The 26,092-nt window shown below is 60.9% G+C and carries 24 protein-coding genes and 1 pseudogene; 5 read left to right on the forward strand and 20 right to left on the reverse strand.

What is annotated here, in order from left to right:
- Positions 1 to 153: 153 nt before the first annotated feature.
- Both JZY08_RS19350 and JZY08_RS19355 read right to left on the reverse strand, forming a co-directional pair.
- Complete coding sequence (locus JZY08_RS19350) at positions 154 to 1,107, reverse strand: asparaginase (protein WP_216333214.1); 954 nt, start codon at positions 1,105 to 1,107, stop codon at positions 154 to 156.
- On the reverse strand, positions 1,104 to 2,561 hold the full coding sequence (locus JZY08_RS19355) for an amino acid permease (RefSeq protein ID WP_216333216.1): 1,458 nt from the start codon (positions 2,559 to 2,561) through the stop codon (positions 1,104 to 1,106). The genes JZY08_RS19350 and JZY08_RS19355 overlap by 4 nt, the downstream gene beginning before the upstream one ends.
- A gap of 274 nt (positions 2,562 to 2,835) precedes the next feature.
- On the opposite strand from JZY08_RS19355, the gene JZY08_RS19360 reads away from it, so the two are divergent.
- A complete protein-coding gene (locus JZY08_RS19360) occupies positions 2,836 to 4,263 on the forward strand; it encodes an aspartate ammonia-lyase (RefSeq protein WP_253204150.1) in 1,428 nt (475 codons plus the stop codon).
- On the opposite strand, the gene JZY08_RS19365 is transcribed toward JZY08_RS19360, so the two are convergent.
- Both JZY08_RS19365 and JZY08_RS19370 read right to left on the reverse strand, forming a co-directional pair.
- Positions 4,232 to 4,948 (reverse strand): FadR/GntR family transcriptional regulator, encoded by a 717-nt coding sequence (locus tag JZY08_RS19365; protein WP_216333220.1) that lies wholly within the window; start codon positions 4,946 to 4,948, stop codon positions 4,232 to 4,234. The two genes, JZY08_RS19360 and JZY08_RS19365, sit on opposite strands and share 32 nt — an antisense overlap.
- A 215-nt stretch (positions 4,949 to 5,163) precedes the next feature.
- A complete protein-coding gene (locus tag JZY08_RS19370) occupies positions 5,164 to 7,128 on the reverse strand; it encodes an efflux RND transporter permease subunit (protein WP_367303914.1) in 1,965 nt (654 codons plus the stop codon).
- A 94-nt stretch (positions 7,129 to 7,222) separates the two neighbouring features.
- Between JZY08_RS19370 and istA the strand changes: the two genes are divergently transcribed.
- Together istA and istB are read left to right on the forward strand one after the other, a co-directional pair.
- A complete protein-coding gene (istA, locus tag JZY08_RS19375) occupies positions 7,223 to 8,719 on the forward strand; it encodes an IS21 family transposase (protein WP_035226019.1) in 1,497 nt (498 codons plus the stop codon).
- The gene (istB, locus tag JZY08_RS19380) at positions 8,716 to 9,474 is read left to right on the forward strand and encodes an IS21-like element helper ATPase IstB (RefSeq protein WP_035226016.1); all 759 of its coding nucleotides are present in this window, start codon (positions 8,716 to 8,718) and stop codon (positions 9,472 to 9,474) included. The genes istA and istB overlap by 4 nt, the downstream gene beginning before the upstream one ends.
- A 133-nt stretch (positions 9,475 to 9,607) precedes the next feature.
- On the opposite strand, the pseudogene JZY08_RS19385 reads toward istB, so the two are convergent.
- The 3 genes and pseudogenes from JZY08_RS19385 to JZY08_RS19395 form a co-directional block, all read right to left on the reverse strand.
- A pseudogene (locus JZY08_RS19385) lies at positions 9,608 to 10,747 on the reverse strand (efflux RND transporter permease subunit); the annotation flags it as partial.
- A complete protein-coding gene (locus JZY08_RS19390) occupies positions 10,744 to 11,829 on the reverse strand; it encodes an efflux RND transporter periplasmic adaptor subunit (protein WP_216333222.1) in 1,086 nt (361 codons plus the stop codon). The gene JZY08_RS19390 and the pseudogene JZY08_RS19385, both read right to left, overlap by 4 nt.
- Positions 11,829 to 12,905, reverse strand: a complete 1,077-nt coding sequence (locus tag JZY08_RS19395) for an efflux RND transporter periplasmic adaptor subunit (protein WP_003497765.1) — start codon at positions 12,903 to 12,905, stop codon at positions 11,829 to 11,831. The genes JZY08_RS19390 and JZY08_RS19395 overlap by 1 nt, the downstream gene beginning before the upstream one ends.
- A 311-nt stretch (positions 12,906 to 13,216) precedes the next feature.
- Here JZY08_RS19395 and JZY08_RS19400 point away from each other — a divergent pair, with 311 nt between their 5' ends.
- On the forward strand, positions 13,217 to 13,831 hold the full coding sequence (locus tag JZY08_RS19400; protein ID WP_003497767.1) for a TetR/AcrR family transcriptional regulator: 615 nt from the start codon (positions 13,217 to 13,219) through the stop codon (positions 13,829 to 13,831).
- A gap of 201 nt (positions 13,832 to 14,032) precedes the next feature.
- On the opposite strand, the gene JZY08_RS19405 is transcribed toward JZY08_RS19400, so the two are convergent.
- From JZY08_RS19405 to JZY08_RS19465, 13 genes are all read right to left on the reverse strand, one after another.
- Positions 14,033 to 14,395, reverse strand: a complete 363-nt coding sequence (locus tag JZY08_RS19405; RefSeq protein WP_003497769.1) for a hypothetical protein — start codon at positions 14,393 to 14,395, stop codon at positions 14,033 to 14,035.
- Positions 14,396 to 14,688: 293 nt separating this feature from the next.
- A complete protein-coding gene (locus tag JZY08_RS19410) occupies positions 14,689 to 15,618 on the reverse strand; it encodes an electron transfer flavoprotein subunit alpha/FixB family protein (RefSeq protein ID WP_216333225.1) in 930 nt (309 codons plus the stop codon).
- A 25-nt stretch (positions 15,619 to 15,643) separates the two neighbouring features.
- The gene (locus JZY08_RS19415) at positions 15,644 to 16,390 is read right to left on the reverse strand and encodes an electron transfer flavoprotein subunit beta/FixA family protein (RefSeq protein WP_216333227.1); all 747 of its coding nucleotides are present in this window, start codon (positions 16,388 to 16,390) and stop codon (positions 15,644 to 15,646) included.
- 37 nt (positions 16,391 to 16,427) lie between these two features.
- Positions 16,428 to 17,192 carry an amino acid ABC transporter ATP-binding protein gene (locus tag JZY08_RS19420; protein ID WP_137039229.1) on the reverse strand — a complete coding sequence of 255 codons (765 nt, stop codon included), beginning with the start codon at positions 17,190 to 17,192 and terminating at the stop codon, positions 16,428 to 16,430.
- Between the two features lie 20 nt (positions 17,193 to 17,212).
- Positions 17,213 to 17,911 carry an amino acid ABC transporter permease gene (locus JZY08_RS19425; RefSeq protein ID WP_003497781.1) on the reverse strand — a complete coding sequence of 233 codons (699 nt, stop codon included), beginning with the start codon at positions 17,909 to 17,911 and terminating at the stop codon, positions 17,213 to 17,215.
- 31 nt (positions 17,912 to 17,942) lie between these two features.
- Positions 17,943 to 18,779 carry an ABC transporter substrate-binding protein gene (locus JZY08_RS19430; protein WP_216333229.1) on the reverse strand — a complete coding sequence of 279 codons (837 nt, stop codon included), beginning with the start codon at positions 18,777 to 18,779 and terminating at the stop codon, positions 17,943 to 17,945.
- A 122-nt stretch (positions 18,780 to 18,901) separates the two neighbouring features.
- Positions 18,902 to 19,195, reverse strand: coding sequence for a DUF4286 family protein (locus tag JZY08_RS19435; protein WP_253204151.1), 294 nt, complete (start codon positions 19,193 to 19,195; stop codon positions 18,902 to 18,904).
- 10 nt (positions 19,196 to 19,205) lie between these two features.
- Positions 19,206 to 20,147, reverse strand: coding sequence for a dihydrodipicolinate synthase family protein (locus JZY08_RS19440; protein ID WP_253204152.1), 942 nt, complete (start codon positions 20,145 to 20,147; stop codon positions 19,206 to 19,208).
- Between the two features lie 8 nt (positions 20,148 to 20,155).
- Positions 20,156 to 20,593 carry a MaoC family dehydratase gene (locus tag JZY08_RS19445; protein WP_216333233.1) on the reverse strand — a complete coding sequence of 146 codons (438 nt, stop codon included), beginning with the start codon at positions 20,591 to 20,593 and terminating at the stop codon, positions 20,156 to 20,158.
- A gap of 4 nt (positions 20,594 to 20,597) precedes the next feature.
- Positions 20,598 to 21,011, reverse strand: a complete 414-nt coding sequence (locus tag JZY08_RS19450; protein ID WP_216333234.1) for a MaoC/PaaZ C-terminal domain-containing protein — start codon at positions 21,009 to 21,011, stop codon at positions 20,598 to 20,600.
- Between the two features lie 12 nt (positions 21,012 to 21,023).
- Complete coding sequence (locus JZY08_RS19455; protein ID WP_082185306.1) at positions 21,024 to 22,187, reverse strand: acyl-CoA dehydrogenase family protein; 1,164 nt, start codon at positions 22,185 to 22,187, stop codon at positions 21,024 to 21,026.
- A 37-nt stretch (positions 22,188 to 22,224) separates the two neighbouring features.
- Positions 22,225 to 23,433, reverse strand: coding sequence for a CaiB/BaiF CoA-transferase family protein (locus tag JZY08_RS19460; protein ID WP_216333235.1), 1,209 nt, complete (start codon positions 23,431 to 23,433; stop codon positions 22,225 to 22,227).
- Entirely contained in the window at positions 23,433 to 24,620 is a 1,188-nt protein-coding gene (locus tag JZY08_RS19465; protein ID WP_082185304.1) for a CaiB/BaiF CoA-transferase family protein, read from the reverse strand. Before JZY08_RS19465 ends, JZY08_RS19460 begins: the two co-directional genes overlap by 1 nt.
- 201 nt (positions 24,621 to 24,821) lie before the next feature.
- On the opposite strand from JZY08_RS19465, the gene JZY08_RS19470 reads away from it, so the two are divergent.
- Positions 24,822 to 25,733, forward strand: coding sequence for a LysR substrate-binding domain-containing protein (locus JZY08_RS19470; protein ID WP_216333236.1), 912 nt, complete (start codon positions 24,822 to 24,824; stop codon positions 25,731 to 25,733).
- Positions 25,734 to 26,092 lie beyond the last annotated feature (359 nt).

Below are 26,092 nucleotides of genomic sequence, written 5' to 3' on the forward strand. Positions count from 1 at the left end.
TCATTCTTTCTGGCTTGAGAAGGGAACACCATCCCTTCCCGCACAGAAGAATGCACCCGAACCGCATAAAGGTTCGAGACGGCGGCGGATGGAATAAAATAGGAATCCTATAGGAATTTCGATGCCCGCAGACGCGGGCATCTCAGCCGATTCCTAGTGAGAAAGCGACTCACCGAAGGCGGAAACAATGGTTTCCGCGGGGCTTTTATTAGCCAGCAACGCCGCCAGCAGAATACGGGCTTGCCCAGGCCGAAGGGTAGACGAATGCACGGCGCCCGCCGCGACAAGGTCATGCCCGCCGCCGCCGCCGCCGTAACTCGCCACCAGCAGCCCTTCCGGCACACGGCTGGAGACGACAACGGGAACGCCGCGCTCGGCACAGCGCTTCACGGCAACTGCAATGCCGGGATTGGCGTTGCCGGAACCAAGTGCGGCGAGCACTAATCCATCAGCGCCCGCCTGCAGGCTCGCCTCGATATGGGCGGCATCGCAACCGGGATAAATGGCAACGATATCGACCCGCAGACCGGCGACGGAAGCGGCAAGGTTCAGTGTTGCGGCAGGGGCCGCCGGCCGTGCGGAGCGGAACGCATCCGCTGAATCCGCGCTCAGCTTGTAAAGCCCCCATGCCGGCAGACATCTGCCACCGAAGGACAGGAGCACGCCGCGCCCGGCATTCGTCTGATCAAGCGCGGTTTCTATGGCCTTGGCCAGATTGGATGGGCCGTCCGCATCCGGATGATCGGCGGTAAACTGCGCGCCGGTGAAGACAACCGGCTTGGTGATGGCGTGCTGCAGGTGCACGAGCAGCGAGGATTCTTCCATCGCGTCGGTCCCATGCAGGACGACGACGCCCGCGACGGTGGGATCGCTGAGTTCCACACCCACCGCGTCGCTGATGCGCTGCATGTCGGCCAATGTCAGGCTGGACGAATCCTTCGCCATCAGATCGACCGGCTTCAGCCGGGCGGTGATCTGCGGAACCAGTGAAAGCAGGTCTTCACCCGAAAGGCTGGGCGTGCTTACGCCATCGGCGCCGCGCCTGCTGGCAATGGTGCCACCGGTGGCGATGACCGCCACCAGCGGCGCTTCACCCTGCCCGCTCAATGCGATGCTCCCGCACCTGCGCGTTCGCCGGCCAGACGGTGGATACGGTCGCGCAGCAGATACCAGCCGATGACCAGCGCAGGGATGATGACCAGCAGCGACGCGATGGTCCACGAGCCGATGGGATAGTCAAATGCCATCAGCACCAGCACGCCGAACAGGAAGATGAGCGTGAGGATGCCCGTATAAGGCGCGCCGAACATGCGGAAATCCGGACGCACCAGCTCGCCGCGCCGGGAAAGCTGCCAGAGCTTCAACTGGCAGAGCACGATGACGGCCCAGGCGCAGATGATGCCGAGCGCCGAGAGGTTGAGCGCGATCTCGAAGGCTGCAGCAGGCACGACGGCATTCAGCGCGACACCGAGAACGGTGACGACAGCGGTCACTGCGATGCCGCCATAGGGCACGCCGGCCTTGTTCATCTTCGCAAGTGCTGCCGGCGCCGAGCCCGAAACGGCCATGGAGTGAAGAATACGGCCGGTGGAATAAAGACCGGCATTAAGGGAGGACAAGACGGCGGTCAGAACCACGAGGTTCATGATCACATCCGCACCCTGGACGCCAATGGAACCGAAGAAGGTAACGAAGGGGCTCTCACCCGCCTTATAGGCGGTATAGGGTAGAAGCAGCGTGAACAGCAGCACCGAGCCGACATAAAACACCACGAGACGCAGGACCACGGCGCGGATGGCACGGGGCATGACCTTGCGCGGGTCTTCAGTTTCGCCAGCAGCCGTACCGATCAGCTCGATTGAGGCATAAGCGAACACCACGCCCTGAATGATAACGAAGGCCGGAAGAATGCCGTTCGGGAAGAAGCCGCCACTATCGGTAATGATGCTGAAGCCGGTGACATGGCCTTCGATGGGCGTGCCGAAGATAACGAAATAAATGCCGACGACCAGGAAAATGGCGAGCGCCAGAACCTTGATCAGGCTGAACCAGAATTCAAGCTCGCCGAAGACCTTCACCGACAGCATGTTCATCGCCAGCACGACCAGAAGCGCCGTCATTGCGAAGACCCACTGGTCGATACCGGCGAGCCACGGAACAAATTGCTTGAAGAAATTCATGTAGAGGGCAACGGCGGTCACATCCGCCACTGACGTCATTGCCCAGTTCAGCCAGTACATCCAGCCGGCGGCAAAGGCCATTTTCTCGCCGTAGAACTCACGGGCATAGGAGACGAAGGAACCGGAACTCGGGCGGTGCATGATAAGTTCGCCAAGCGCGCGCAGCACGAGAAACGCGAAGAAGCCGCAGAGCGCATAAACAAACACCAGTGCGGGGCCTGCCTGCGCCAATCGCCCGCCCGCGCCGAGGAAGAGGCCGGTACCGATGGCGCCGCCGATGGCGATCATCTGGATCTGGCGCGGTTTGAGAGCCTTGTGATAGCCGAGGTCTTCCTCGGCAAAAACCTCTCGTTCGGCGGGCACCTTTTTCACGGATTGCATTGATATTTCTCCTCCCGATGAATTTGCTTTTCAGTCGGCGATACGCCGGAAATCAAAAATGGAACTGGCACAGCCCTCGCTGGAAATATGGCCAGCATTCCCATGCACGCTGTAAAGCTGCATGACAGATTTTCGCCCCTCATAATCGGACAGAATGCCGCTCGTCAAGGGGATGCAATCATTATTGACCTTCTCAAGACCAGGGACTAAGGTCGAAAAATCTGTAAGACAGCTTTACAGATACAGATAACGCTTTGAGCCATTGGAGGAAAAAGTGAGCGTGACGCGCAGGGAGCATGATTTGCTCGGGACGAAGGAAATTCCGGCAGATGTTTATTGGGGTGTGCACACGGCACGCGCGGTGGAGAACTTCAAGATCACCGGCGTGACGATCGGCCACAACCCCTATCTCATCAGGGGGTTGGCCTATGTGAAGGAAGCCGCCGCACGCGCAAATCACGAACTCGGCCTGCTTGATGGGGAACGGATGGAAGCCATCGCCGCTGCCTGCCGCGAAATCCGCGCCGGGGCGCTGCATGAGCAATTCGTGGTGGATGAAATTCAGGGCGGAGCCGGCACTTCCACCAACATGAATGCCAACGAGGTCATCGCCAACCGCGCGCTGGAACTACTTGGCCACCAGAAGGGCGATTATGCCCGCCTTCACCCCAACGACCACGTCAATCTCAGCCAATCGACCAACGACGCCTATCCGACCGCGATCAATGTGGGGCTGATCGAAGCGATCGATGACCTCGCGGCCTCCATGGGCGTGCTGAAAGACGCCTTCGACCGCAAGGCACAGGAATTTTCCGGCTTCATCAAGATCGGGCGTACGCAGCTGCAGGACGCCGTGCCGATGACGCTCGGCCAGGAATTCCACACCTTCGTGGTGATGATCGGCGAAGATCAGGCGCGTCTCATCGAATCCGCAGCACTGCTGCATGAGATCAATCTTGGTGCCACCGCCATCGGCACCGGCCTGAACGCTCCGCGCGGTTATGCGGCGCTTGCCTGCCAGCATCTGGCGCAGCTGACCGGACGTCCTCTAGTGACTGCGGCTGACCTGATCGAGGCGACGCAGGATCCGGGCGCATTTGTCCATCTTTCCGGCGTGCTGAAACGCGTCGCCGTCAAGCTGTCGAAAACCTGCAACGACCTTCGCCTGCTCTCTTCCGGCCCGCGCGCCGGCATCGGCGAAATTACCCTGCCCTCCGTGCAGGCAGGCTCCAGCATCATGCCGGGCAAGATCAATCCGGTCATCCCCGAAGTGGTCAATCAGGTGGCCTATGCGGTGATCGGCAACGATATCACCATCACCATGGCCGCCGAGGCCGGGCAGCTTCAGCTCAATGCTTTCGAGCCGATCATCGTGCGCGCCCTTTCCCAGAGCATCAGCCAGCTGAGCGCCGCCTGCCGGACACTGGCGGAACGTTGCGTCGACGGCATCGTGGCCAATCCCGCCATCATGGCGCAGCGCGTGGAGGAATCGATCGGCCTCGCGACCGCGCTCAATCCGTTGATCGGTTATTATGCGGCTACGGAAGTGGCGAAAGAAGCGCTCGCCAGCGGCCGCACCGTGCCGCAGGTGGTTCTGGAACGCGGCCATCTGACGGCTGAGGAACTGCAGCGGGCACTGAGCCCCCGGCACCTCGCCAACCTGCCGGCACTTACGGCTGGCGAACCCGATCTTCTCCAATGATGGTCGTCACCACCTGCTTCACCTGCCCCAGGTGAAGCTCCATCGCCTCCCGCGCCTCAGGCGCGGAACCCCGCCGGATTGCCTCGACGATCCGGCGGTGCTCGTAATTCGAGGCGACGCGACGGCCTGCCATCAGGTTCACCATCTCGGATTGCTGGGATACGGCCTCGCGGGCATCCGCCACCACCTTGGCGAACAGTCCGTTGGCCGAAGCTTCCGCGATGGCGCAATGGAATTGCCCGTCCAGCAACACCCAGGGGTGCGGCCTCTCTTCAGCTTCCATCCGGTCACATAGCTCCAGCAAGACTTCGAGCTGGGCTTTCGTGCGTCGCAGCGCCGCCCAACCGGCAGCAGGCACCTCGATGAAGGGACGAGCCTCGATCAGGTCGCGGGCGGAATAGGCTCCATAATTCAGTTCGGACGGCGGCGTTCCCGTCATGACATAGGTACCGCTTCCGGTGCGGGTCTGCGTCAGCCCGAGCGTCTGGAGAGATCGCAGCGCCTCGCGCACGATCGGCCGGCTGACACCATATCTTGTCGCGAGATGGGCTTCGGACGGTAGCCGGGTTCCGACCGCAAGCTGGCCTGAGGTGATGGCGGAACGGATATCCTCAAACACCGCTTCTGCGGCATTCTTGCGATTGATCGGCTGTGCATCCGCAAGCCAATCCGACAACCCGCCCATCTTTCAACCCTCCGGCACCCGTGATCTGTCCTTACCCATGGGAGACGCCGCCGTTTGAGGAACGGCGCTGATCCCAAAGCCAAGTCGATCTTCCTAACACTATCGGCACAGAAGGAACAACGATGGCAGGCATATTTACGGGAATTTAAGGTGAAGGCACTGCTCCCCACCACCACACCCTCGCGACCGCAAGGGTGTGGTATCCGTCGCCCGTATCATGCCTTGACTTCGTCTGCCTCCGACTGGTCGTCCTCACGCGGAATACGGAACCACGCGACGTAAAGCGCAGGGAGGAAGAGCAGCGTCAGCGCCGTGCCGACCACAATGCCGCCCATCATCGCATAGGCCATCGGACCCCAGAAAATCTCCCGCGATATGGGGATGAGGGCAAGTGTCGCTGCCGCCGCCGTCAGCATGATCGGCCGCATGCGGTGCTCGGTCGCCTCAATCACGGCGCGCCAGGCCGAGACCCCTTCGCTTCTCAGATGCTCGATCTGCACGACAAGAATAACCGAGTTGCGGATGAGGATGCCGATCAGCGCCAGCACGCCCAGAATGGCGACGAAGCCCATCGGCGCATTGGAGAAGAGCAGCGCCACAACGACCCCGATCAAGGCCGTGGGGGCCACGGCGAAGACCAGGAACAGCCGGCTGAAGCTTTGCAGCTGGATCATCAGGATGGTCGCCATCGCAAACAGCATCATGGGCACGACAGCAACGATCGGCGCCTGCGAATCCGCGCTGGATTCCACCGAGCCGCCCGTCTCCAGCGTGTAGCCGACGGGAAGCGTTTTCTGGAACGCCTCGATCTTCGGTTTCAGCTGCTCCACGATCGTTGCCGGCTGCGTTGGACCGATAATGGCAGCCTTGACCGTGATCGTCGGGATCCTGTCACGACGCCAGATGGTCGGCTGCTCCAGCTCGTAGCGGAAATTGGCGATGGCCGAGAGCGGCACGGCCTTGCCGTTCGTGGCAGGCAATTGCAGGTTCTGCAATGTCTCGATGGAGCCGCGTTCCGCCAGCTGCGCCCGCGCCACCACATTGACAAGGTAGATGTCGTCCCTGACCTGCGTGACGGTGGAACCCTCCACGATGCTGTTCATGGCATTGGCGATATCTTCCGACGAGACGCCGAGCTGACGGGCCTTGTCCTGCAACACATCCACCTTGACCACGCGCGTCGGCTCGTTCCAGTCCATGACCATGTTGGACAGCAGCCGGTGTTCGCCGACGATGCCCGACAGTTGCTGCCCGAGTTCGCGGACATGCTGGATATCAGGACCGCTCAGGCGATATTGCACGGGTTTTCCAACCGGCGGGCCGATATCGAGCAACTTCACGAAGGCGTCGGTGCCGATAAAGGTCTTGTTCAGATAGTCCTGCAACTCGGCACGGACCTTGTCGCGCACATCCAGCCCCTTGGTGACGATAACCGTCTGGCCGAAAGTGACATCCGGCGTCTGCACGTCGAAGGACAGGATGAAACGCGGCGCGCCTTCGCCGACATAGGTTGTCCAATGGTCGACATCAGGATTCTTGACCAGCATCTCCTGCTCGAACTGCGCCATCTGCCGGTTGGTTTCGGCAATCGAGCTGTTCTGCGGCAGGTTCCAGTCGACGATCAGCTCCACGCGGTCGGATGAGGGAAAGAACTGCTGCTGCACAAGGCTCATGCCGCCGACGGAGAGACCGAACAGGGCAATGGTGAGGATGATCGTCACCCAGCGCCAGCGCAGCGCCCGGCCGAGAAGCCAGGAAAAGGCCGAGGCAAAACGGCCCTTCTTCTCATGATGCGATTTCATCGTCTTCGGCAGGATCGTCACGCCGAGAAGAGGTGTGAACAGGACCGCGACAATCCACGATACGATGAGCGAAACGGCGATCACCACGAAGAGGGTGAATGTGAATTCGCCCGCCGCGCTGTTGTTGAGGCCGACGGGGATAAAGCCGGCGACGGTGACCAGTGTGCCCGTCAGCATCGGGAAGGCGGTTGAGGTATAAACATAGGTCGCCGCTTTCCTGAGGTCGTCGCCGACCTCAAGCCGCGCCACCATCATCTCGACCGCGATCATGGCATCATCGACGAGAAGCCCGAGTGCGATGATGAGAGCGCCAAGCGAGATGCGTTGCAGCGAGATGCCGGTGTATTCCATGAGAGCGGCGGTGGAAAAGTCGGCCACGGTAGCGGCGGAATAGTCCGTCCGCGGGCGGAGTAAAATCCGGCCACCTATTTCCTTTCTGCAATGATCGCAGGAGGGACAGGGGATCTACACCGTGGAACTTTATTTGAGGGTTCGCCTGGCTGTTTCCGAAGGGATGACGCAGCGTCAGGCAGCAAAGCATTTCAACGTATCGCGCGACAGCGTGGCCAAGATGCTGTCGTATTCGACACCGCCCGGCTATCAGCGACGTTCGCCGATCCGGCGTCCGAAGCTGGATGCATTCGTTTCGACGATCGAGCAGTGGCTGGAAGCTGACATGGTGATGCCGCGCAAGCAGCGGCATACTGCCAAACGGGTGTTCGACCGGCTTCGTGACGAGTGCGGCTTCACCGGCGGCTACACGATCATCAAGGATTATATGCGCGAGCGGGATCAACGCCGCCAGGAGGTGTTTGTGCCGCTGTCGCATCCACCGGGCCATGCGCAGGCCGATTTCGGCGAGGCGACGGTGGTGATCGGCGGCGTCGAGCAGAAAGCTCGCTTCTTTGTGCTGGATCTTCCTCATAGCGACGGATGTTATGTGCGTGCCTATCCGGCGGCAGTGGCCGAAGCCTGGGTGGATGGTCATGTCCACGCCTTTGCGTTCTTCGGGGCCGTGCCGCAGTCGATCGTCTATGACAACGACCGTTGCCTTGTCGCAAAGATCCTGCCCGACGGCACACGCAAGCGGGCAGCGCTGTTCAGCGGCTTCCTGTCCCACTACCTGATCCGGGATCGCTATGGGCGGCCGGGAAAGGGCAACGACAAGGGGAATGTCGAGGGTCTTGTCGGATATGCCCGACGCAACTTCATGGTGCCGATCCCGCGGTTTGCGACATGGGATGCGTTCAATGCTTTTCTGGAAGAGCAGTGCCGCAAACGCCAGCGCGACAAGCTGCGGGGCGAGAGCGAGACGATTGGCGAACGGCTGCAGCGCGATCTTGCGGCCATGCGTCCCTTGCCGGCGTCGCCGTTTGATGCCTGCGACCAGGCCAGCGCTGTTGTGACAGCCCAGTCGCTGGTGCGCTACAAGACGAACGACTATTCCGTACCGGTCGCCTACGGCCATCAGGACGTCTGGGTCCGGGGCTATGTCGATCAGGTGGTGATCGGCTGCCGCGGCGAGATCATCGCGCGTCATCCGCGATGCTGGGAACGGGAAGACGTCGTCTTCGATCCCGTCCATTACCTGCCGCTGATCGAGCGGAAGATCAATTCTCTGGATCAGGCGGCTCCATTGCAGGGCTGGGATCTGCCAGACGAGTTCGCGACGCTGCGCCGGCTGATGGAAGGCCGCATGGCCAAACATGGGCGGCGAGAATACGTGCAGGTTCTGCGCCTGCTGGAAAGCTTCGACCTTGCCGATCTACATGCAGCGGTGAAGCAGGCGATACAGCTCGGCGCGATCGGCTTCGATGCGGTCAAGCATCTGATCCTGTGCCGGGTCGAGCGCCGGCCGCCGCGGTTGGATCTGGCGATCTATCCCTACCTGCCGACGGCGACTGTCGAGAAGACGTCAGCAAAGGCGTATATGCGCCTCCTGTCATCTGATGCGGGAGAAGCGGCATGAGCAGCGACGCGCCAGAGATCCTGCTTGGCCACTATCTCAAAACCCTCAAGCTGCCGACCTTCCAGCGCGAGCACCAGAAGCTGGCCCGGCTATGCGCCACCGAAGGCGTCGATCATGTCGGCTACCTGTTCCGGCTTGCTGAACGGGAGATGATCGAGCGGGACCGCCGCAAGGTCGAACGTCGGATCAAGGCGGCCAAGTTCCCGGTCGTCAAAAGCCTCGACAGCTTCGACTTCACAGCCATCCCCAAGCTGAACAAGATGCAGGTGCTAGAGCTTTCCCGTTGCGAATGGATCGAGCGCCGCGAGAACGTCATTGCGCTGGGCCCGAGCGGCACGGGAAAGACGCATGTCGCACTCGGTCTCGGCCTGGCCGCCTGCCAGAAGGGCCTGTCCGTCGGCTTCACCACGGCGGCGGCCCTGGTCAGCGAGATGATGGAGGCGCGTGACGAGCGGCGTCTGCTCCGGTTCCAGAAGCAGATGGCCGCCTACAAGCTGCTGATCATCGATGAGCTGGGATTTGTGCCACTATCAAAGACCGGGGCGGAATTGCTGTTCGAGCTGATCTCGCAACGCTACGAGCGTGGTGCCACCCTGATCACCAGCAATCTGCCTTTCGACGAATGGACGGAAACACTGGGGTCCGAACGTCTCACCGGCGCACTGCTCGATCGCATCACCCACCACGTCAACATCCTCGAGATGAACGGCGAAAGCTATCGTCTCGCTCAAAGTCGCGCCCGAAAGGCCTGCTAAAACTCCCCTCAAAAAATCGCCGCGCCGGCCTAAGACCCCCGCTCGGGCTACGCCCTCCCGGCCGTCTCAGGCCGGCGCCATAGTGGCCGACTTTTGCTCCGCCCCATGGCCGGTTTTTACTCCGCCGTTGACATTCCATGTAGACGAAGGTAATTGCCAGCACGAGCGGAATGGAGACGGCAACCACCATGCCGGCCCTGAGACCAAGGCTGATGAAGCTGATGACGAGAACGATGGCGATCGCCTCGAAGAGCGCCGAGGTGAAGCCGGAGACCGCCTCATCGACCACGGCGGGCTGATCGGACACGCGATGCACATCGACACCGATTGGCAGATCCGCCACGATGCGCTTCATCTGCGCATCCAGCGCCTCGCCGAAATGCAGGAGGTTCGCACCGATTTTCATGCCAATCGCAAGGCCGATGGCCGGCTGGCCGTTAAAACGGAACAGCGAGGACGGCGGATCGACATAACCGCGCCGGATCGTCGCCACTTCCGTCAGCGGGAAAAACCGGTTGTTGACGCGCAGGTTGATGGCGCGAAGGCTGTCTTCCGAGGTGAACTGGCCGCTGACGCGCAGCGCCACACGCTCCGGCCCGGCATTGACGAAACCGGACTGGGTAACGGCATTCTGGGATTGCAGCGTCTTGATGATCGATTGCTGGTCGATGCCAAGCGCTGCGATCTGCCGCGTGGAAAACTCCAGATAGATCGCCTCGTCCTGCGCGCCGATGACATCGACCTTGCCGATATTCTCGACGGTCAGAACCTTGGCACGGGCATCCTCCACCAGATCGCGCAATTGCCGCTGGCTCAGACCATCGCTGGTGAAGGCATAGATATTGCCATAGACGTCGCCGAAACGATCGTTGAAGAAGGGGCCGACGACGCCCGAGGGAAAATCACCCTTGATGTCGGCGATCATGTTGCGCACCCGCACCCAGGTGGGCTCAACGTTGCGCGCCTTGGTTTCAGGGACAAGCTCCACGAAGATCGTGGTACGGCCAGCCACAGTCTGGCTGCGCAGATGGTCGAGATTGTCGAGTTCCTCGAGCTTCTTCTCGATCCTGTCCGTCACCTGCCGGGCAACCTCTTCGGCGGAGGCGCCGGGCCATTGGGCGCTGATCACCATCGTCTTGATGGTGAAATTCGGGTCTTCCTCACGTCCGAGGTTGAGATAGGAGAAAACGCCGGCAAGAACGAAGACCAGCATGAAGTACCAGACGAGCGAACGGTGTTCGAGCGCCCAGTCGGAGAGATTGAATTTCTTCACTGATGGACCTCCTGATCGATCCTGATGGCCTGTCCATCCCTAAGCTTGTGGACGCCGGCGCTCGCGACGCGTTCGCCTGGCTTGACGCCACCGGTGATGCGCACGCTGCTGCCCTCGGCAGGCTCGCCCTCCAATGTGACGGGGCGCAACGTTACTGTGGCGGTATCGGCGTTGACGATCCAGACACCCCATCCGCCATCGGTTTTCAGCAGGGCAGAAGAGGGAAGCATGATCTGCGGCTCGGAGGCGGCAAGCGCCGAGGCCGTGACGACGGATCCGAGCCGGAACGCCGGCGGCACATCCTGCAGGCTGATTTTCGTGCGGCGCGTCCGCGTCGCCGTTTCGGCTTCCGGGGCAATCTCGCGCACCACGCCGGTTGTGTGTATTTTAGGGTCGAGCTGCAACGCAATCGCGAAGGCCGATCCGATTTCCAGTCGCTGGGCCGCAAATTGCGGAACATCGACCACCACATCGCGCACTTCCGGGCGGGCGATGGTCACGACAGTCTGGCCGGCCGAGACGACCTGGCCGATTTCGCCTGAGGTTGCCGTCACCACGCCATCGAATTCCGCACGAAGTTGCGCATAACCCAGCTGTTCTTCGGCCTTGTCCAGATTTGCGCGGGCCTTGGCGACGGCGGCATTGGCGGTTCGCGTGGCCTGTTCGGCCTCTTCCAATGCCGCTTCCGTGCCGCTGCGCGCCTCGGCCAGCACGCGCTGGCGTTGTTCGGTCGTTACCGCATTCGCAAGCTGCGCTTCGGCATTGGAAAGATCGGATTGTGCGCTTTTCACCGAAAGTTCGAGCGCGAGCGGATCAATCGACGCCACCACATCGCCTTTTTTGACCAGATCGGCGACATCGACGTTACGAGCGATGATCCTGCCAAGAACACGAAAGCCGAGATCGGTCTGAATGCGTGATTCCACCGTGCCGGTGAGGCGCAGCGCATCGGCCGGCTTCTCCTCAACCACGACGGAGAGCACCGGGCGCGGCGCCTCGGCTGGCGCCTCCTGCTTTTCCCGGCAGGCCGCGAGCGCGAGCGCTGGAAGCAGCAAAAACAAGCTTCTGTTTATCCTGAACATTATTGTGCCTGCCCCTTTTCATAGGCGACCTTTTCACCGGTGCGGAGAAATTTGGTCCCGCCGGTCACGACGAGATCACCGGGAAGAAGCCCTTCCGCGACGACGAATTGACCCGTCTCGTAATCGGCGACCTCGATCCGGCGCATCGCGATTTCCGAGGATTGCGGATCAACCACCCAGACGGCTGGAAGACCGTTCTGCGACGCCATTGCCGACCAGGGAAGCTCGATCGCATCGACCTGCTTGAAGCGGAAATGACCCGAGACCGGCGCGCCGAGCGGCATGGTCAGATCACCATTCAGGCCGACCTTGACCCTGATCGTTCCATTGTCCGGATCAATCGTCGGGGAAACCTCCCGCACCGGCGCATCGACGCTGCGGGCGGGATCCGACAGGAGGCTGACATTGACGAGGTTGTCGATGTCACGCTCAAGGAACAGGGATTCGTAGACATCGAAAACCGCATCGCGCGGCCCGTCATGTGCAAGCGTGAAGACAAGCTGGGCCGCCTGCGCCACCTGACCGACTTCGACGTTGCGCGCCGTGATCACGCCATCCGCATCGGCGCGCAGCTCGGTGTAGGACAGTGCGTCGCGCGCCGTGTCCAGCTGCGCCTGCGCCGATCTTACCGCCCCTTGCGTGGTGAGCAGGGTTTCCTGCGCCTTGTCGACTGCCGAGCGTGAGGTCACCTGCGTCTTGAAAAGACTTTGCTGGCGGTCGAATGCCAGCTGCGCCTGCGTCATCTGCGCTTCGGCGGATTGCAGGTTGGCGAGAGCAACGTCGATATCCGCCTTCTGCTCCTCGGGATCGATGCGGGCGAGCAATTGTCCGGTCTTTACCCGCGCGCCCACATCCACCAGCCGCTCGGTGATCTTGCCGCTCACCCGGAAGGACAGGTCCGTCTGAACACGCGCCCTCACCTCGCCGGTGATGACACTGCCGCGATCGACGGGTTTTTTCGTGGCCGTGACCACATCGACGAGACGCAGCGGCTTTTCGGCCGGAGGCTCTTCACTGCTGCAGGACGACAGGGCGAAAATGCTGCCAAACGCCACTGCCATAAGAATGGTTTTCATGGTGACCTCTTGATCTTCGCCGCATCCTATAATATTTGACTGACTGAATAGTCAATGAAATTCTTGTGTCACCGGTCTGGGAACTTTTCCGATATCGAAGCCGGGGTTCCCGAATGATCATTCCATAAGTCTGCCCGATGCGTCCCATCGGACGCATCGGGGATGTTTCGGCATACTGAACCACGCACCGGATGCTGCAAAAATCGATTCCGGTTTTTGCGCCGGTGTTATAGGCAGACCACCTGTCATTTCCGCCGATTGCGACGGACAAAAGGGCACGCGCTTAAAAGAATACGTAGGGATCCGGGGTTATGGCCAAAGCAAAACTGACACGTGCTGAGCAGAAGATACAACGTCCGTTGCAAATTCTCGACGCCGCATTTGAGGAATTCACCAAAAGGGGATTTACCGCGACGCGGGTTGAGGACATCGCCGAGCGGGTGGGGGTCACGAAAGGCACGGTCTACGTCTATTTCGAGACCAAGGAGGCACTTTTCGAGGCGATGATCCGACACGCCTCCGCGCCTTTTCAGGCGGCGTTCAAAGCCTATGAACGCAACTCCGACGATCCCGCCGAAGAGCTTCGGCTGCTGCTCGAATTCCTTTTCGACACCCTTGTCGACAATAGAAGGATGCGGGAACTGTTCCGCCTCATCGTGGCCGAAGGCGCAAAATTCCCCGATCTCATCGACCAGCACCATGACGTGTTCATCGCACCGATATTCGCGCGCATCAATGGGATCCTTGAGGATGGCGTGGCAAAAAAGCGGTTCAGGGCCAATCCCCCGGAACTCGCCAAGGTCGTCATGTCGCCAATGGTCGGAACATTGGTGTTCCGGCTGATTTTCGACGACCGGCGCATTCTGGACCGACAGGCCGTTTTGAAGGTCCATCTCGAACTGATCATGCGCGGGCTGCTGGCATAGCCAATATCAGCCGACGCAGCCAATGAAGACACCGCGCCGGCGCACCTGTGTTTGCCAGCATCCTTGGAGTTGCTGAATTGTCGCCATAGGGTTCCGAAGCAGTGCCACGACTCACCCCGGCACCGCAAATTTCGCATTGCCACGACCCATGGCTTTCGAGGCCACTCCATCAATCACTGTCGAGCGCCGCCTCTACGGACTTCAGGCTTCGACAGGCTCGCGAACATCATCCAAGAGAAAATGCACAATCACATAGCGTGTCGTGTATTTCTGACCGCTATCGGACATGCTCTCGACGCTACCGCCGTCGGAGGGGTGCCATTGCTGGTAATGAGGATTGTTGGCGATCAGCGTGATCGCCTTGCCCGAAAACCTGCCGTTCAGCCGATACCGGGCCTCAGCCAGATGCCAGATCTTCTCAAAATCCTGCTGGGTGATACGGGCTTTCAAGGCCTTTCTGGAGATTGCTTCTCCTGGCGAATTATCGTCGTGCGCCACCGGTGGAATACGCAGATCAACCTCTTCCGCACCGTCCAGCAGAAAGGCAAATTCGTCTGGCCACATACGTCTCATGTATCGCTCCTCCCAAAGCTATCCATCCACTGCACAACCATGATAGCGCCTCTGCCGCGAGAGGCAATGGTGGATATGAACCTGCGCCTGCACCGGGAAGCCGGGAGAGAGCAAGTGAGCGAAGTTATGCCGGGAGTGTGGTCCGCGCCAATTTTCGCGCTTTCATCTAAGATCGAAAGTTCAGCAAATCACGGGAAAAGTTCGCGACGACTTGCTGATGAACACAACATCCAATTCCATACTTTCGCATTCGGAGAACACGGCCAACGGTGCCATACCTCTCGTCACAGCGCCTTTTCGAGTTCCGGCAAGGCCACGAACAGATCGGCGACGAGGCCATAATCGGCGACCTGGAAGATCGGCGCTTCCTCGTCCTTGTTGATGGCGACGATGACCTTTGAGTCCTTCATGCCGGCCAGATGCTGGATGGCGCCGGAGATGCCGGCGGCGATGTAAAGCTGCGGCGCAACCACCTTGCCGGTCTGGCCAACCTGCCAGTCGTTCGGAGCATAACCCGCATCGACCGCCGCGCGCGATGCGCCAACGGCTGCACCGAGCTTGTCGGCGACCGGAAGGATGACTTCCTTGAACTTTTCGGAGGAGCCAAGCGCGCGACCGCCCGAGATGATGATCTTGGCCGATGTCAGTTCCGGACGGTCGGAAGAGGCGAGCGCGTCGGACACGAAGCTGGACAGGCCGGGGTTCTCGGCAGCGCCGATCGTTTCGACCGGAGCCGAGCCGCCTTCGGCCGCTGCCGCAAAGGCGGTGGGGCGCACGGTGATCACCTTCTTCGCATCGGTTGCCTGCACCGTCTGGATGGCGTTGCCGGCATAGATCGGGCGCTTGAAGGTATCAGGGCTGACGACCTCGATGATTTCCGAGACCTGCGCCACATCGAGAAGGGCCGCCACACGCGGGGCAACGTTCTTGGCCGACGCGGTCGCCGGTGCGATGATGACGTCGTAGGAGGGTGCGAGCGAAACGATCAGCGCCGCCAGCGGCTCGGCGAGCGCATTGGCATAGGACGCGTCATCGGCCAGCAGCACTTTCGATACGCCGGAGAGTTTTGCGGCTGCATCGGCAGCGCCCTTTGCACCGGAACCGGCAACAAGAACATGCACGTCGGAGCCGATCTGCGTTGCCGCCGTCAGCGTCTTTGCCGTCAGGTCGGAAAGGGTTGCGTTGTCGTGTTCTGCCAGAAGAAGAATGGCCATGAGAATATCTCCCTTTTCCGAAACCTTAGAGGACGCCGTCGGCTTTGAGCTTTTCGACCAGCTCGGCCACCGAGCCGACCTTGATGCCAGCCTTGCGGCCTGCCGGCTCCTCGGTCTTCAACACCTTCAGGCGCGGCGAAACATCGACGCCGAAATCGGCCGGCGACTTCTTGTCGAGCGGCTTCTTCTTCGCCTTCATGATGTTCGGCAGCGAGGCATAACGCGGCTCGTTCAGACGAAGATCGGTGGTGACGACGGCGGGAAGCTTCAGCTCGATGGTCTGCAAACCGCCATCGACTTCGCGGGTGACCGCGACCTTGCCGTCGGAAGGCTCGACCTTGGAGGCGAAGGTGCCCTGGCCCCAGCCCAGCAGCGCCGCCAGCATCTGGCCGGTCTGGTTCGAATCGTCGTCGATTGCCTGCTTGCCGACGATGACGAGGCCTGGCTGCTCGGCCTCTGCCACGCCCTTCAAAAGCTTGGCGACGGCGAGCGGCTCGACCGCTTCGTCGGTCTCGATCAGGATGGCGCGATCGGCGCCCATGGCGAGCGCCGTGCGCAGCGTTTCTTCCGCCTTGGCCGGGCCGATCGACACGACCACAACCTCTTCAGCCTTGCCTTGCTCCTTCAGGCGAAGCGCCTCTTCCACCGAGATCTCGTCGAACGGGTTCATCGACATCTTCACATTGGCAAGCTCAACGCCTGAACCATCCGCTTTCACGCGGATCTTGACGTTGTAATCAACAACTCGTTTGACGGGGACAAGGATCTTCATGGGATGCCTCTCGGAATGGATTTAGAAAACGAATGGATCAGTGAATGATCTGGTCGAGGAAATAGCGGGCGCGCTCCGTCTGCGGCGCGGAGAAGAAGGCTTCGGGCACGCCCTGCTCGATGATTCGCCCCTTGTCCATGAAGATGATGCGGTCGGCCACCTCACGGGCAAAGCCCATTTCGTGGGTGACGCACAGCATCGTCATGCCGTCGGTCGCCAGTCCCTTCATCGTCTCGAGAACCTCCTTGACCATTTCCGGATCGAGCGCCGAGGTCGGTTCATCGAACAGCATGACCTTCGGTTTCATGCAGAGCGCCCGCGCAATAGCCACACGCTGCTGCTGGCCACCGGAGAGCTGAGCAGGAAACTTGCTGGCCTGTTCGGGGATGCGGACCTTTTCTAGAAAATGCATGGCACTGTCCGTCGCCTCCCTGCGCGACAGGCCAAGCGCCGACATGGGGGCCAGGAGGCAATTCTCAAGCACGGTCATGTGCGGAAACAGGTTGAAGCTCTGGAAAACCATCCCGGTTTCCCGCCGAACCATGTCGACGGACCTCGCATCGCGTTTCAGTTCGATGCCGTTGACGGCAATTCGCCCGTCATCGTGCTTTTCGACGTGGTTGATGCAGCGGATCAAGGTCGATTTGCCGGAACCGGAAGGGCCGCAGATCACGATCTTCTCGCCCTTCGCGACGGTGAGATCGATGTCCGTCAGCGCCGTGAAATCGCCGAACCGTTTGTAGACGGCCTCGATGCGGACGGCGGAGGGCTCGGTGCGGATGTTGGTGTCGGAGGTGCTCATCTTTTATCCTGCTCGAAGGTTCAATGCTGCACGGTGGCGGGTTTCGTCTCGCGGGCGACAGAACGTCCGAAATGACGTTCCAATCGCTGCTGGACGAGATCCCAGACCGACACCAGAATGAGGTAATAGACGGTCGCTGCGGCAAAAACCTCCAGGATCTGGAAGTGCTCCTGCATCAGCATGTCGCTTCGCCGCATGATCTCTTCTACGGAGATAACCGAGGTCAGCGACGTCGCCTTCAGCAGCGAGTTCACGGAGTTTCCGAAAGGCGGGATCATCAGGCGAAAGGCCTGCGGCAGGGTCACACGCCAGAAGATCGTCGCCTTTGGAATACTGAGCGCCCAGGCAGCCTCGCGCTGCCCCTGCGGCACCGCCATGAAGCCGCTGCGGATGATCTCAGCGAGATAAGCCGCCTCATGCAGGATGAGCCCGATCAGCGCCGAACCGATGACGCCGAACTTCAGGCCCAGTTGCGGAAGGCCGGTATAAATGACGACGAGCTGGATCAGCAGCGGAGTTCCGCGAAAGAACCAGATATAGATCTTCGCGGGAATGGAAAGAGAGCGGCTGGCGGACATGCGCATCAGCGCGATGACCATGCCGAGGACAAGGCCGCCAAGCACGCCAGCGACGGTCAGCCCGATCGTGACGAGAACACCGCCAAGCAGAAATCGGTTGAAGAGGTAGTCCACGAACGCGGCGGGATCGAAGTAGCTCACGGCTTGGCTCCTTGTCTGGATGCATCGAGGTTCAGGCTGGACCCGGGCCGGCGATCTCAAGCGGCTGCTCGGGCGGGAGCGCGGTCAGGCCGAACTTGTCGAAGAGCGCCTGATAGGTGCCATCAGCACGCATCTCGTTCAGCCCCTTGACGATGGCATCGGCGACCGCCTTGTTACGGAAGGCAAGCGTGGTGCGCGCTGCACCGAGCCCAGTCAGGGCCTCCTTGACCTTGCCTTTGCCGACAAGGTCGCGGGCGACGCTGTCGACGAGGAAGGCATTGTCGACCTGTCCGGCCAGCAGGGCGCTGACGACATTGGTGGCTGTCGGGAAGGTGCGGATGTCCACCGCCTTACCGCCGGCGGCGACCCGCTCCTCGCTGAACTTCTTCAACCAGTTCATCTGGTAGGAACTGACCTCAACCGCCGATACCTTACCCAGCAACTCTTCCGGCTTGGAATAGGTCGTGCCGCTATTGGGTGCAACGACGACGGAGACGGACTGGCGGCCGTAGGGAACAGTGTACATGAGCTTGGACCGCTCCTCGTTCCAGAACATGCCGGTGTTCAGCCCATCAATACGGCCGGCATTCATGGCCGGGATCATTCCCGGAAAATCCATGCGCACGAGCTCGATCGGCATGCAGATCCGCTTGCCAAGCTCGGCGGCCAGCTCGACGTTCAGCCCCCGCAGATTGCCGTCCTTGTCGACGAATTGCTGTGGTGGGTTGGTCGGGTTGATGGAGAGAAGCACTTTGCCTTTCTCGACGAGATTGTCGTCGCTGATGGCCGGCATACATTGGGCGCTGGCGACGGCAGGTGACAGGAGAAGCGCCGCTACGGCGGTCGCCTTCAGGAATCGTGAAAACATGTTCTTACCTCTGAAGTTTTGTTGACCGGATTTCTCGTGGTCTTTTTTTATTTGGACGTCCGCCGGACCGGCTAATCGTCGGACGTCAGTATCATAGCGCGTCAGCAATATGGGCGCATATCTCAGCCAATCGAGCGGAGCTGGATGCGGGTGAAATTGCGGACGTGAAGTTCGAACGGGCCGAAGCCTTTTACCTTCTGGAATTCAGGTGTTTCAAAGGCCCATTGCCCAGCCACCTCGTACATGGCCGCGTATTTGGGGCCCTCGCCGAGGGAAATGAAGCGCCTGGCCGAAAGCCAGCCGGGACAAGCAAGGAGGTCGGGGAAATGCCGGTCAAGATACCAGGCGTTGAAGGCTTCCTCATGCTCGGGATCGATGTTAACCCGCACGATATGAATGAAAGGTTCGTCGTCCATCTCCGCCTCCTCAATCGACCCGGACATCGCCGGCACACCGGGCCGCATCCATCGCCCGGGCGATATCGGCCGCGATCCCGGGCAGCGTCGGCATCATCGGCGATCGGGGTGCATCGTTGCGGATCACGCCCAGCGACTTCAGGCCGGTTTTTATGCGCGTGTGCATGTCGATCAGCGGAGACGGCCCGTAGATCGCGCGGACGATCGGATAGAGCCGGTCGTTAACAGCTCGCATCGCCCTAAGGTCGGCCGCCACCGTCGCGGCCCACAGTTCTGCAAAGAGATGCGGCGCAAGGCTGCCAAGACCGGACAGGATGCCATCAGCACCGGCCGCCATCTGCGGCAGCATCCAATTGTAGTTCGAAGCCAGGATTGCGACGCTGGGCGCCGATTTCTTGATGGCGCGCCAGTTTTCGTCATAGGCAAACATGGTGTCGCTGCCTTCCTTGATTGCGATCACGCCGTCAATCGCGGCCAGTTCGCAAAGCGTCTCGGTCGAGTAACCGAAGCCTGATGTCACGGGGTACTGGAACAGCGACACCGGAATATCGATCGCTTCGACGATTGCCTTCACGTAGGCCACGGGTGCGCGCGGGGACGCCGATGCGCCGCCACCGAGTGGCCCCGGTGGAAACAGCACGGCGCAGTCGGCGCCGGCTTCCCGCGCCTGCCGCGCTTCCGAGATCGCCTCCGTCGTCGAAGTCGCGATCACGCCGGCGAGCAGCGACTTGTTTCCGATATGCGCACGGGTGCGTTCGATGACCTGGCAGCGCTCCTCGATGGTGAGAAGCCCGCCTTCGCCCGCATGGCCGTTGACCAGTGCCGCAGTGATACCGTCCGGGCCGACGCAATAGTCGAGCACCTTCGCATAGTCATCCCAGTCGATGGAGAAATCCTCCTTGTAGGGAAGCACGGTGGCGACGGTAATGCCGCCGAGATCAAGCTTTTTCATAGCGTCCCTCATGCCGCAGCCGGCTTCTTGCGCGGGAATTTGAGCGTGGCTTCCGCCTTCAGCACTTCAAGGCCGCCTGTGTTGCGCGCACTCGCCTGCCAGATGATGGTTCGGTTTTCCTCGCGCTTCTCGGCGATCCAGACATCGAAAGTGATGGTATCGCCATAGAAGACCGGTCCGGTGAACCAGAAGCGGTCCTCGATGGACACGCCGATCGTGCCAACGAGCTCGCTGGTGAGGACACTCGTGCAAAGCCCCGCCACCATGATGCCCGGCGCAAGCCGCTTGCCGAAACGGGTCGCACCGGCATAGACCTCGTCCACATGCACGGGGCCGAAATCCCCCGTTGCCGCGATATAGAGGGCGCCGTCGGCCTCGGTGATCGTCTTGGAGAGGGTGACCTTCTCTCCCACGCTGAGGTCATCGAAGGATTTTGGATCGTACATCGCATCACCCCTTGCTGACGAAAGGCACGAGGCGCGCCGTGCCGGTCGCGACCTGTTCACCTGTGCCGGTATTGGTGCAGGCGATACGGCAGGTGGTCGCCTCGCCTTCAAGGGCGGTCACCTCGGCACTGGCCTCAACGGATTCGCCCACCATGACCGGGGCAGAAAAAGAGAGCGCAAGATCGGCGATGCGCCGCTCAGGCCCGCCTAGACGCGCAAGGCAGGTGGTGGTGAGCGCGCCGACGGCCAACTCGAAGGCAACCATGCCGGACGCACCGGCCCTGGCGGCGGCGTAGGCATCCACGTAAAGCGGGCCGAGATTGCCGCTGATGCCGGTGAACATCGCCTGTTCGGCGACCGTCATCGTCTTGCGGAAGGAGAAGGTCGCGCCGACCGTAAGGGGAGTTTGCGTGCTCATGAAATGTCTTCCTTAGAGATTGAGGCCGTTCTTGATGGTGCTGCGGGCAATCAGCATCCGGTGGATTTCCGAGGTGCCGTCATAGATGCGTGTGACACGCGCATCGCGATACATGCGCTCCAGCGGCATCTCCTTGGTGAAGCCCATGCCGCCGAACACCTGGATCGCGCGGTCGACGACGCGGCCCTGCATTTCGGAGGCAGCGACCTTGATCATCGAGACCTTGTCGCGCGGCTCCAGACCCTGGTCGATCTCCCAGGCAGCATTGAGAACCATCATCTTGACAGCGAAGATCTCGATGGCGCTATCGGCAATGAGTTTCTGCACCATCTGGAAGTCGCCGATGGCCTGGCCGAATTGTCGGCGCTCACCCGCGTATCGCCGCATCAGTTCCAACGCGCGGCTGGCCATGCCGACGGCGCGGGCGCCAATATGGGCAAGGCGGATTTCCAGCACGCTCTGCATGATCAGCTTGAAACCCGCACCGATCTCGCCGAGCACGGCGGAGGCCGGGATACGGCAATTGTCGAAGACAAGTTCCGCATGACCGTAACCGCGATGGCCCATCATCGGCTGGGTGCGGGCGACGCTGAAGCCCGGCGTGCCCTTGTCGACGAGGAACAGCGTGATGCCGCCGCGGGCGCGTTTTTCTCTGTCCGTCAGGGCCATGACGATAACATAGTCTGCGATATCGCCATCGCTGATGAAGTGCTTGGTGCCCTTCAGCACCCATTCGTCACCGTCGCGTTCGGCCGTCGTGGTGATCGAGGCAGCATCGGAACCGGCGCCCGGCTCGGTTATGGCCATGGCGCAAATCTTCTCGCCTCGCACCGTCGGCAGCAGATACTTTTCCCTCTGCTCGTCCTTGCAGGCGAGCAACATGGGATAAACCTGTCCGAAAACGCGGCGAATGAGCGCGTCGGCGGTCTTGCCGAACTCCTCTTCGACGAGGCAGTGATCGACGCAGGAAAGGCCGCCGCCGCCGACTGATTCCGGCATGTTCATGGCATAGAGGCCCAGTTCCTGCGCCTTTGCCCTGACGCGCTTCAGCTCTTCCGGCGGGATGCGGGCGTCACGTTCCGTCGCCTCCTCCAGCGGTTGAACCTCCGCTTCAACGAACTTGCGGACAGTCTCAACCAGCAGCCGGCTGTCATCCGGCAGTGAAAAATCTATCATCTCTGTCTTCCAATCGGCCCGAAGGCGTTGTCTCAGATCATCGCCGGCCTGCCTGCGGCAGCCCGACCACACCCTTTTCGACGAGGTCCGCCTGCCTATCGGCGGACAAACCCATTTCCGTCATGATCTCACGGCTGTCGCTGCCCGGATAAAGTGGCATGCGCGCAAGCGCCGGCACTTCGCCATCGTAGCTCAGCGGATGGCTGATCAACGTTGCGGACTTGCCGTTGACGTCGATTTCGCTGAACACGCCCATATGGTTGGCCTGTGGATCAGCTCTCAGGTCCTCATAGGTCTGGACCCGCTCGAACCAGATGCCGTGGGCATCAAACCGGGCACTCAGCTCTGCAAAGCTGCGGCTCACCAACACGCCGGCCATGACAGTCGCGTACCGGTCGCGTTCGGTATATCGGTCGACCGCGCTGAGCGCGCGCAGGTCCTCACTGTCGAGCGCCTCCGCCAATTTCACCGCATCGTTCATCGACAGCACGATGTGGGTATCGGACAAGCGATAGAGCCCGTAGGGCGCGTCGTGATACCAGCTACCGACATTGCGTCCACGTTCGAGAAGTGCTTCCCGGCCGGGTGCCGCATAATATTTGGTCAGGGCCTCCACCTGGAGATCGATCGCCGCCGAGAAAAGACTGGATTCCACACGCGTCCCCTTACCCGTTTGCAGCCGGCGGACATAAGCGGCGAGAATGCCCATCGCCAGCAGCGATCCACCATGCTGATCAACGATGGCGGCACCGACCACGGCGGGTCCCTCCTCACCGCCGCCGGTAGCGGCGATGAGGCCGGAGCGCGCCTGCATCAGCAAATCCTGTCCGGGGCGGCCGGAGGCCGGGCCGGTCGCGCCGAGGCCCGAGGCGGAGGCATAGATGATCGCCGGATTGATCGCGCACACGGCCTCGTAGCCGAGCCCGAGCCGGTCGAGCACGCCGGGACGGTAATTCTCCACCACGACATCGGCCTCGGCGATCAGTGAACGCACAAGGGTCAGTCCCTCCTCTGATTTGAGGTCGATGGAAATGGAGCGCTTGTTACGATTGACGGCCAGCGAGAAGGCACTGACATCCGTGACCCAGGAATTGCCGCCGGACCAATGGCGCTCGAAGGCTCCCCTGAGTGGTTCGATCTTGATGACATCCGCCCCCATATCCGCAAGGTACTGGCTGCATGCCGGCCCTTGCAGGTAGTGACAGAAGCTGATGACCTTCATGCGGATGTCGAGGGAGCCTGCCATCAGCGTGCTCCGAAAGCGCCGTTGGCGACGAGGGCGGCGATCTCGCCGTCCGCATAGCCGGCTTCTGCAAGAATGTCGCGCGTCTGCGCGCCGAGTTGCTGCGGCACAAGCCGCACATCGGGCGCCTTTCCATCGTAGCGCGCCGGGTGCATGACCATGGTCACCGGCTCACCGTACGCACCCTCGACCGTCTTAAACGCACCCATATGGGCGAGTTGCGGATCGTTCCGGAGGTCCTCGTAATCCTGGACAGGCGCATGCCATATCTGGCCCGCCTCCAGAGGCGGGAGCCAGTCGGCGGTTGCCCTCTCCGCCAGCCGCTCCGCGACCAGCCGGGTGATTTCCTCGCGGCGTGCGAAACTATCCTCTTCGGTGAAATCGTTAAGGGCCGGGATATTAAGTGCCGACGCCAGCGCCTTCGGCGCGGCCATCGAAATCGCCAGATAACCATCCATCGTCGCATGGATGCCGTAAGGGCCAGGGCTGAACCAGGAGGCGATACCGGCCGGGCCGCGGGGAGTGGGCGAGGACGCACCGTTCAGCCAGGCCGTCAGCGGCTCGACCTGCAGGTCAATCGCTGCCTGAAACAGATTGACCTCGACCAACCGCCCTTCGCCGGTGTTCGCTTTGGCAAAAAGCGCTGCGAGCACTGCCATGGCATAGAGGGATGCAGCATGCTGATCGATGATGACCGCACCGACCGCGGTCGGTGCGCCGTCGGCGCTCCCGGTGCGCGCGGCAAGACCGGACATTGCCTGCAGGAGAAGGTCCTGACCGGGGCGGTTGCGATAAGGGCCATCGCCTCCGAAACCGGTCGCCACCGCATAGATCAGCCCGGGATTGATCGCCTTCAGGACCTCGTAACCGAGGCCGAGTTTTTCCATCGTGCCGGGACGGAAATTCTCCATCACGACATCTGCCCCCTCGACCAGCTTCTTCACGGCCGCGACGCCGTCCGGGTGCTTCAGATTGACAGCGATGCTGCGTTTGTTGCGGCCGGTCGCGAGGTGGTTGACACTGTCGCCGCCGACGAAGCGGTTGGCGACCGCCCAGTTCCGCTGGAAAGCACCCTCGATAGGCTCAACCGCAATGACATCCGCACCGAGATCGGCAAGCGTCTGGGCGGCCAGCGGTCCCGCCAGGAAATGGTTGAAACTGAGGATTTTCACGCCGTTCAACAGGGTCATTATTGCCGCTCTCGGGATATGTTGCGCATCTGCACAAATCTAATGCACACACGAAATCTGCTTTTCTTATGAGCAAGGATAGAAGGAATTTTGAAGACCGCAATATGCGTATCAATTATTTGATAAAGGTAGTTCATAACTGATAGATATGAACTGGACTGATGTCCAAGCGCAAAACCAACTCGTCTTCAGAGGCACCCCTTGAACCTTCGCCAGCTTGAAATCCTGCGTGCTGTGATACGTACCCGCTCCACAATTGCCGCGGCGCAAGATCTCGGCATGTCGCAGCCTGCCGTATCGAACGCGATCAAGAACACAGAGGCCTCGCTCGGCTTCCTGCTCTTCGAGCGCGTCAACAAGCGCCTGATTCCGACCCAGGAGGCACAGATTCTGCTCTCGGAGGCCGAACCTCTGTTCCTGATGCAGGAGAAGGTCAACCAGACTGCCGTACACCTGAAAAACGGCCGCAAGGGCCGTATGCGCATTGTCGCGACGTCGGAGCTTTCGGAATCCCTCCTGCCGCAGGTGGTCGCGCATTTCCTGCAAGACCATGCCGGGGTCGAGGTTTCGCTGGAAACACAACGGCTCGACAACCTGCTGGAATATGTGGAAACCGGCATCGCCGACATCGGCTTTGCCATGGAGCCGCATCCACGCCGCACGCTGGAATATCTGCCGCTTGCCATGCTGGACATGGTTTGCGCCTGCCACACGCACAGTCCGCTCAACGCCCTCGACTTCGTCACGCCCACCGACCTGGTCGGCTATCCGCTGATCAATGCACGCACAAGCAGTCGCATCAGCAATCTCGTTGAAGAAGCCTTCCGGCGAAGCGATGCGCCTTACACCCCAAGTATCGACGTCCGGTTCATGAACGTGGCTGGTCACTTCGTGGAGGAGGGCCTCGGGGTGACAATCATGGACGAACTAACCGCCTCGTCCCGGCGCTACAGCGACTTGAAAAGCATTCGACTGCAACCGCGGCTGCAGGTAACGATGTCTGCCATCGTTTCGTCACAACGGCTTCAGCAAAGCCTGACGAAGGGAATCATCAAGCATGCCCGCGAGGAAGTGAAACGGCGACTAGGGGCATCGGACCGACCGGCTCCATGAACGCTTCGGCAACTGCGTGATCTTGTTGGGGCCGTCGCCTAGCGCGACCTGGAAGTGCTCGGACATAAGATCGATGCCGACGTTCCCAGCCGGCGGATGTTTGCGTCTACCCAACCCTCAAGGTGTCCGGCCGCACTTTGTGAACGGACGGCTTGCGGGTTCTGCTAAAGTCGAGTCGAACAACAGGCTTTTGGACGCGAAGCGCGTCATTGCCGAGAGAGATACCGACGCTCAATACCCCGCCTCGTCAAATATGCAACGTATCCGGTGCGGCTTTTACGTGGAAAAACGGTATGTGGCGGAGAGGGTGGGACTCTTCCCCAATTACAGCAAATCCAGGGGTTTCCGCCAACATACTG

It is taken from the genome of Rhizobium sp. X9, assembly GCF_018873185.1.
In the GTDB taxonomy this organism is placed as follows: domain Bacteria; phylum Pseudomonadota; class Alphaproteobacteria; order Rhizobiales; family Rhizobiaceae; genus Agrobacterium; species Agrobacterium oryzihabitans.

What these genes read in the sequence shown, in the direction of transcription:
- JZY08_RS19355 (WP_216333216.1), bottom strand. Translation starts at nt 2,561, where the DNA reads ATGCAATCCGTGAAAAAGGTGCCCGCCGAACGAGAGGTTTTTGCCGAG.
- JZY08_RS19365 (WP_216333220.1), bottom strand. Translation starts at nt 4,948, where the DNA reads ATGGGCGGGTTGTCGGATTGGCTTGCGGATGCACAGCCGATCAATCGC.
- istB (WP_035226016.1), top strand. Translation starts at nt 8,716, where the DNA reads ATGAGCAGCGACGCGCCAGAGATCCTGCTTGGCCACTATCTCAAAACC.
- JZY08_RS19390 (WP_216333222.1), bottom strand. Translation starts at nt 11,829, where the DNA reads ATGTTCAGGATAAACAGAAGCTTGTTTTTGCTGCTTCCAGCGCTCGCG.
- JZY08_RS19395 (WP_003497765.1), bottom strand. Translation starts at nt 12,905, where the DNA reads ATGAAAACCATTCTTATGGCAGTGGCGTTTGGCAGCATTTTCGCCCTG.
- JZY08_RS19400 (WP_003497767.1), top strand. Translation starts at nt 13,217, where the DNA reads ATGGCCAAAGCAAAACTGACACGTGCTGAGCAGAAGATACAACGTCCG.
- JZY08_RS19405 (WP_003497769.1), bottom strand. Translation starts at nt 14,395, where the DNA reads ATGTGGCCAGACGAATTTGCCTTTCTGCTGGACGGTGCGGAAGAGGTT.
- JZY08_RS19410 (WP_216333225.1), bottom strand. Translation starts at nt 15,618, where the DNA reads ATGGCCATTCTTCTTCTGGCAGAACACGACAACGCAACCCTTTCCGAC.
- JZY08_RS19415 (WP_216333227.1), bottom strand. Translation starts at nt 16,390, where the DNA reads ATGAAGATCCTTGTCCCCGTCAAACGAGTTGTTGATTACAACGTCAAG.
- JZY08_RS19420 (WP_137039229.1), bottom strand. Translation starts at nt 17,192, where the DNA reads ATGAGCACCTCCGACACCAACATCCGCACCGAGCCCTCCGCCGTCCGC.
- JZY08_RS19430 (WP_216333229.1), bottom strand. Translation starts at nt 18,779, where the DNA reads ATGTTTTCACGATTCCTGAAGGCGACCGCCGTAGCGGCGCTTCTCCTG.
- JZY08_RS19435 (WP_253204151.1), bottom strand. Translation starts at nt 19,195, where the DNA reads ATGGACGACGAACCTTTCATTCATATCGTGCGGGTTAACATCGATCCC.
- JZY08_RS19440 (WP_253204152.1), bottom strand. Translation starts at nt 20,147, where the DNA reads ATGAAAAAGCTTGATCTCGGCGGCATTACCGTCGCCACCGTGCTTCCC.
- JZY08_RS19445 (WP_216333233.1), bottom strand. Translation starts at nt 20,593, where the DNA reads ATGTACGATCCAAAATCCTTCGATGACCTCAGCGTGGGAGAGAAGGTC.
- JZY08_RS19450 (WP_216333234.1), bottom strand. Translation starts at nt 21,011, where the DNA reads ATGAGCACGCAAACTCCCCTTACGGTCGGCGCGACCTTCTCCTTCCGC.
- JZY08_RS19455 (WP_082185306.1), bottom strand. Translation starts at nt 22,187, where the DNA reads ATGATAGATTTTTCACTGCCGGATGACAGCCGGCTGCTGGTTGAGACT.
- JZY08_RS19460 (WP_216333235.1), bottom strand. Translation starts at nt 23,433, where the DNA reads ATGGCAGGCTCCCTCGACATCCGCATGAAGGTCATCAGCTTCTGTCAC.
- JZY08_RS19465 (WP_082185304.1), bottom strand. Translation starts at nt 24,620, where the DNA reads ATGACCCTGTTGAACGGCGTGAAAATCCTCAGTTTCAACCATTTCCTG.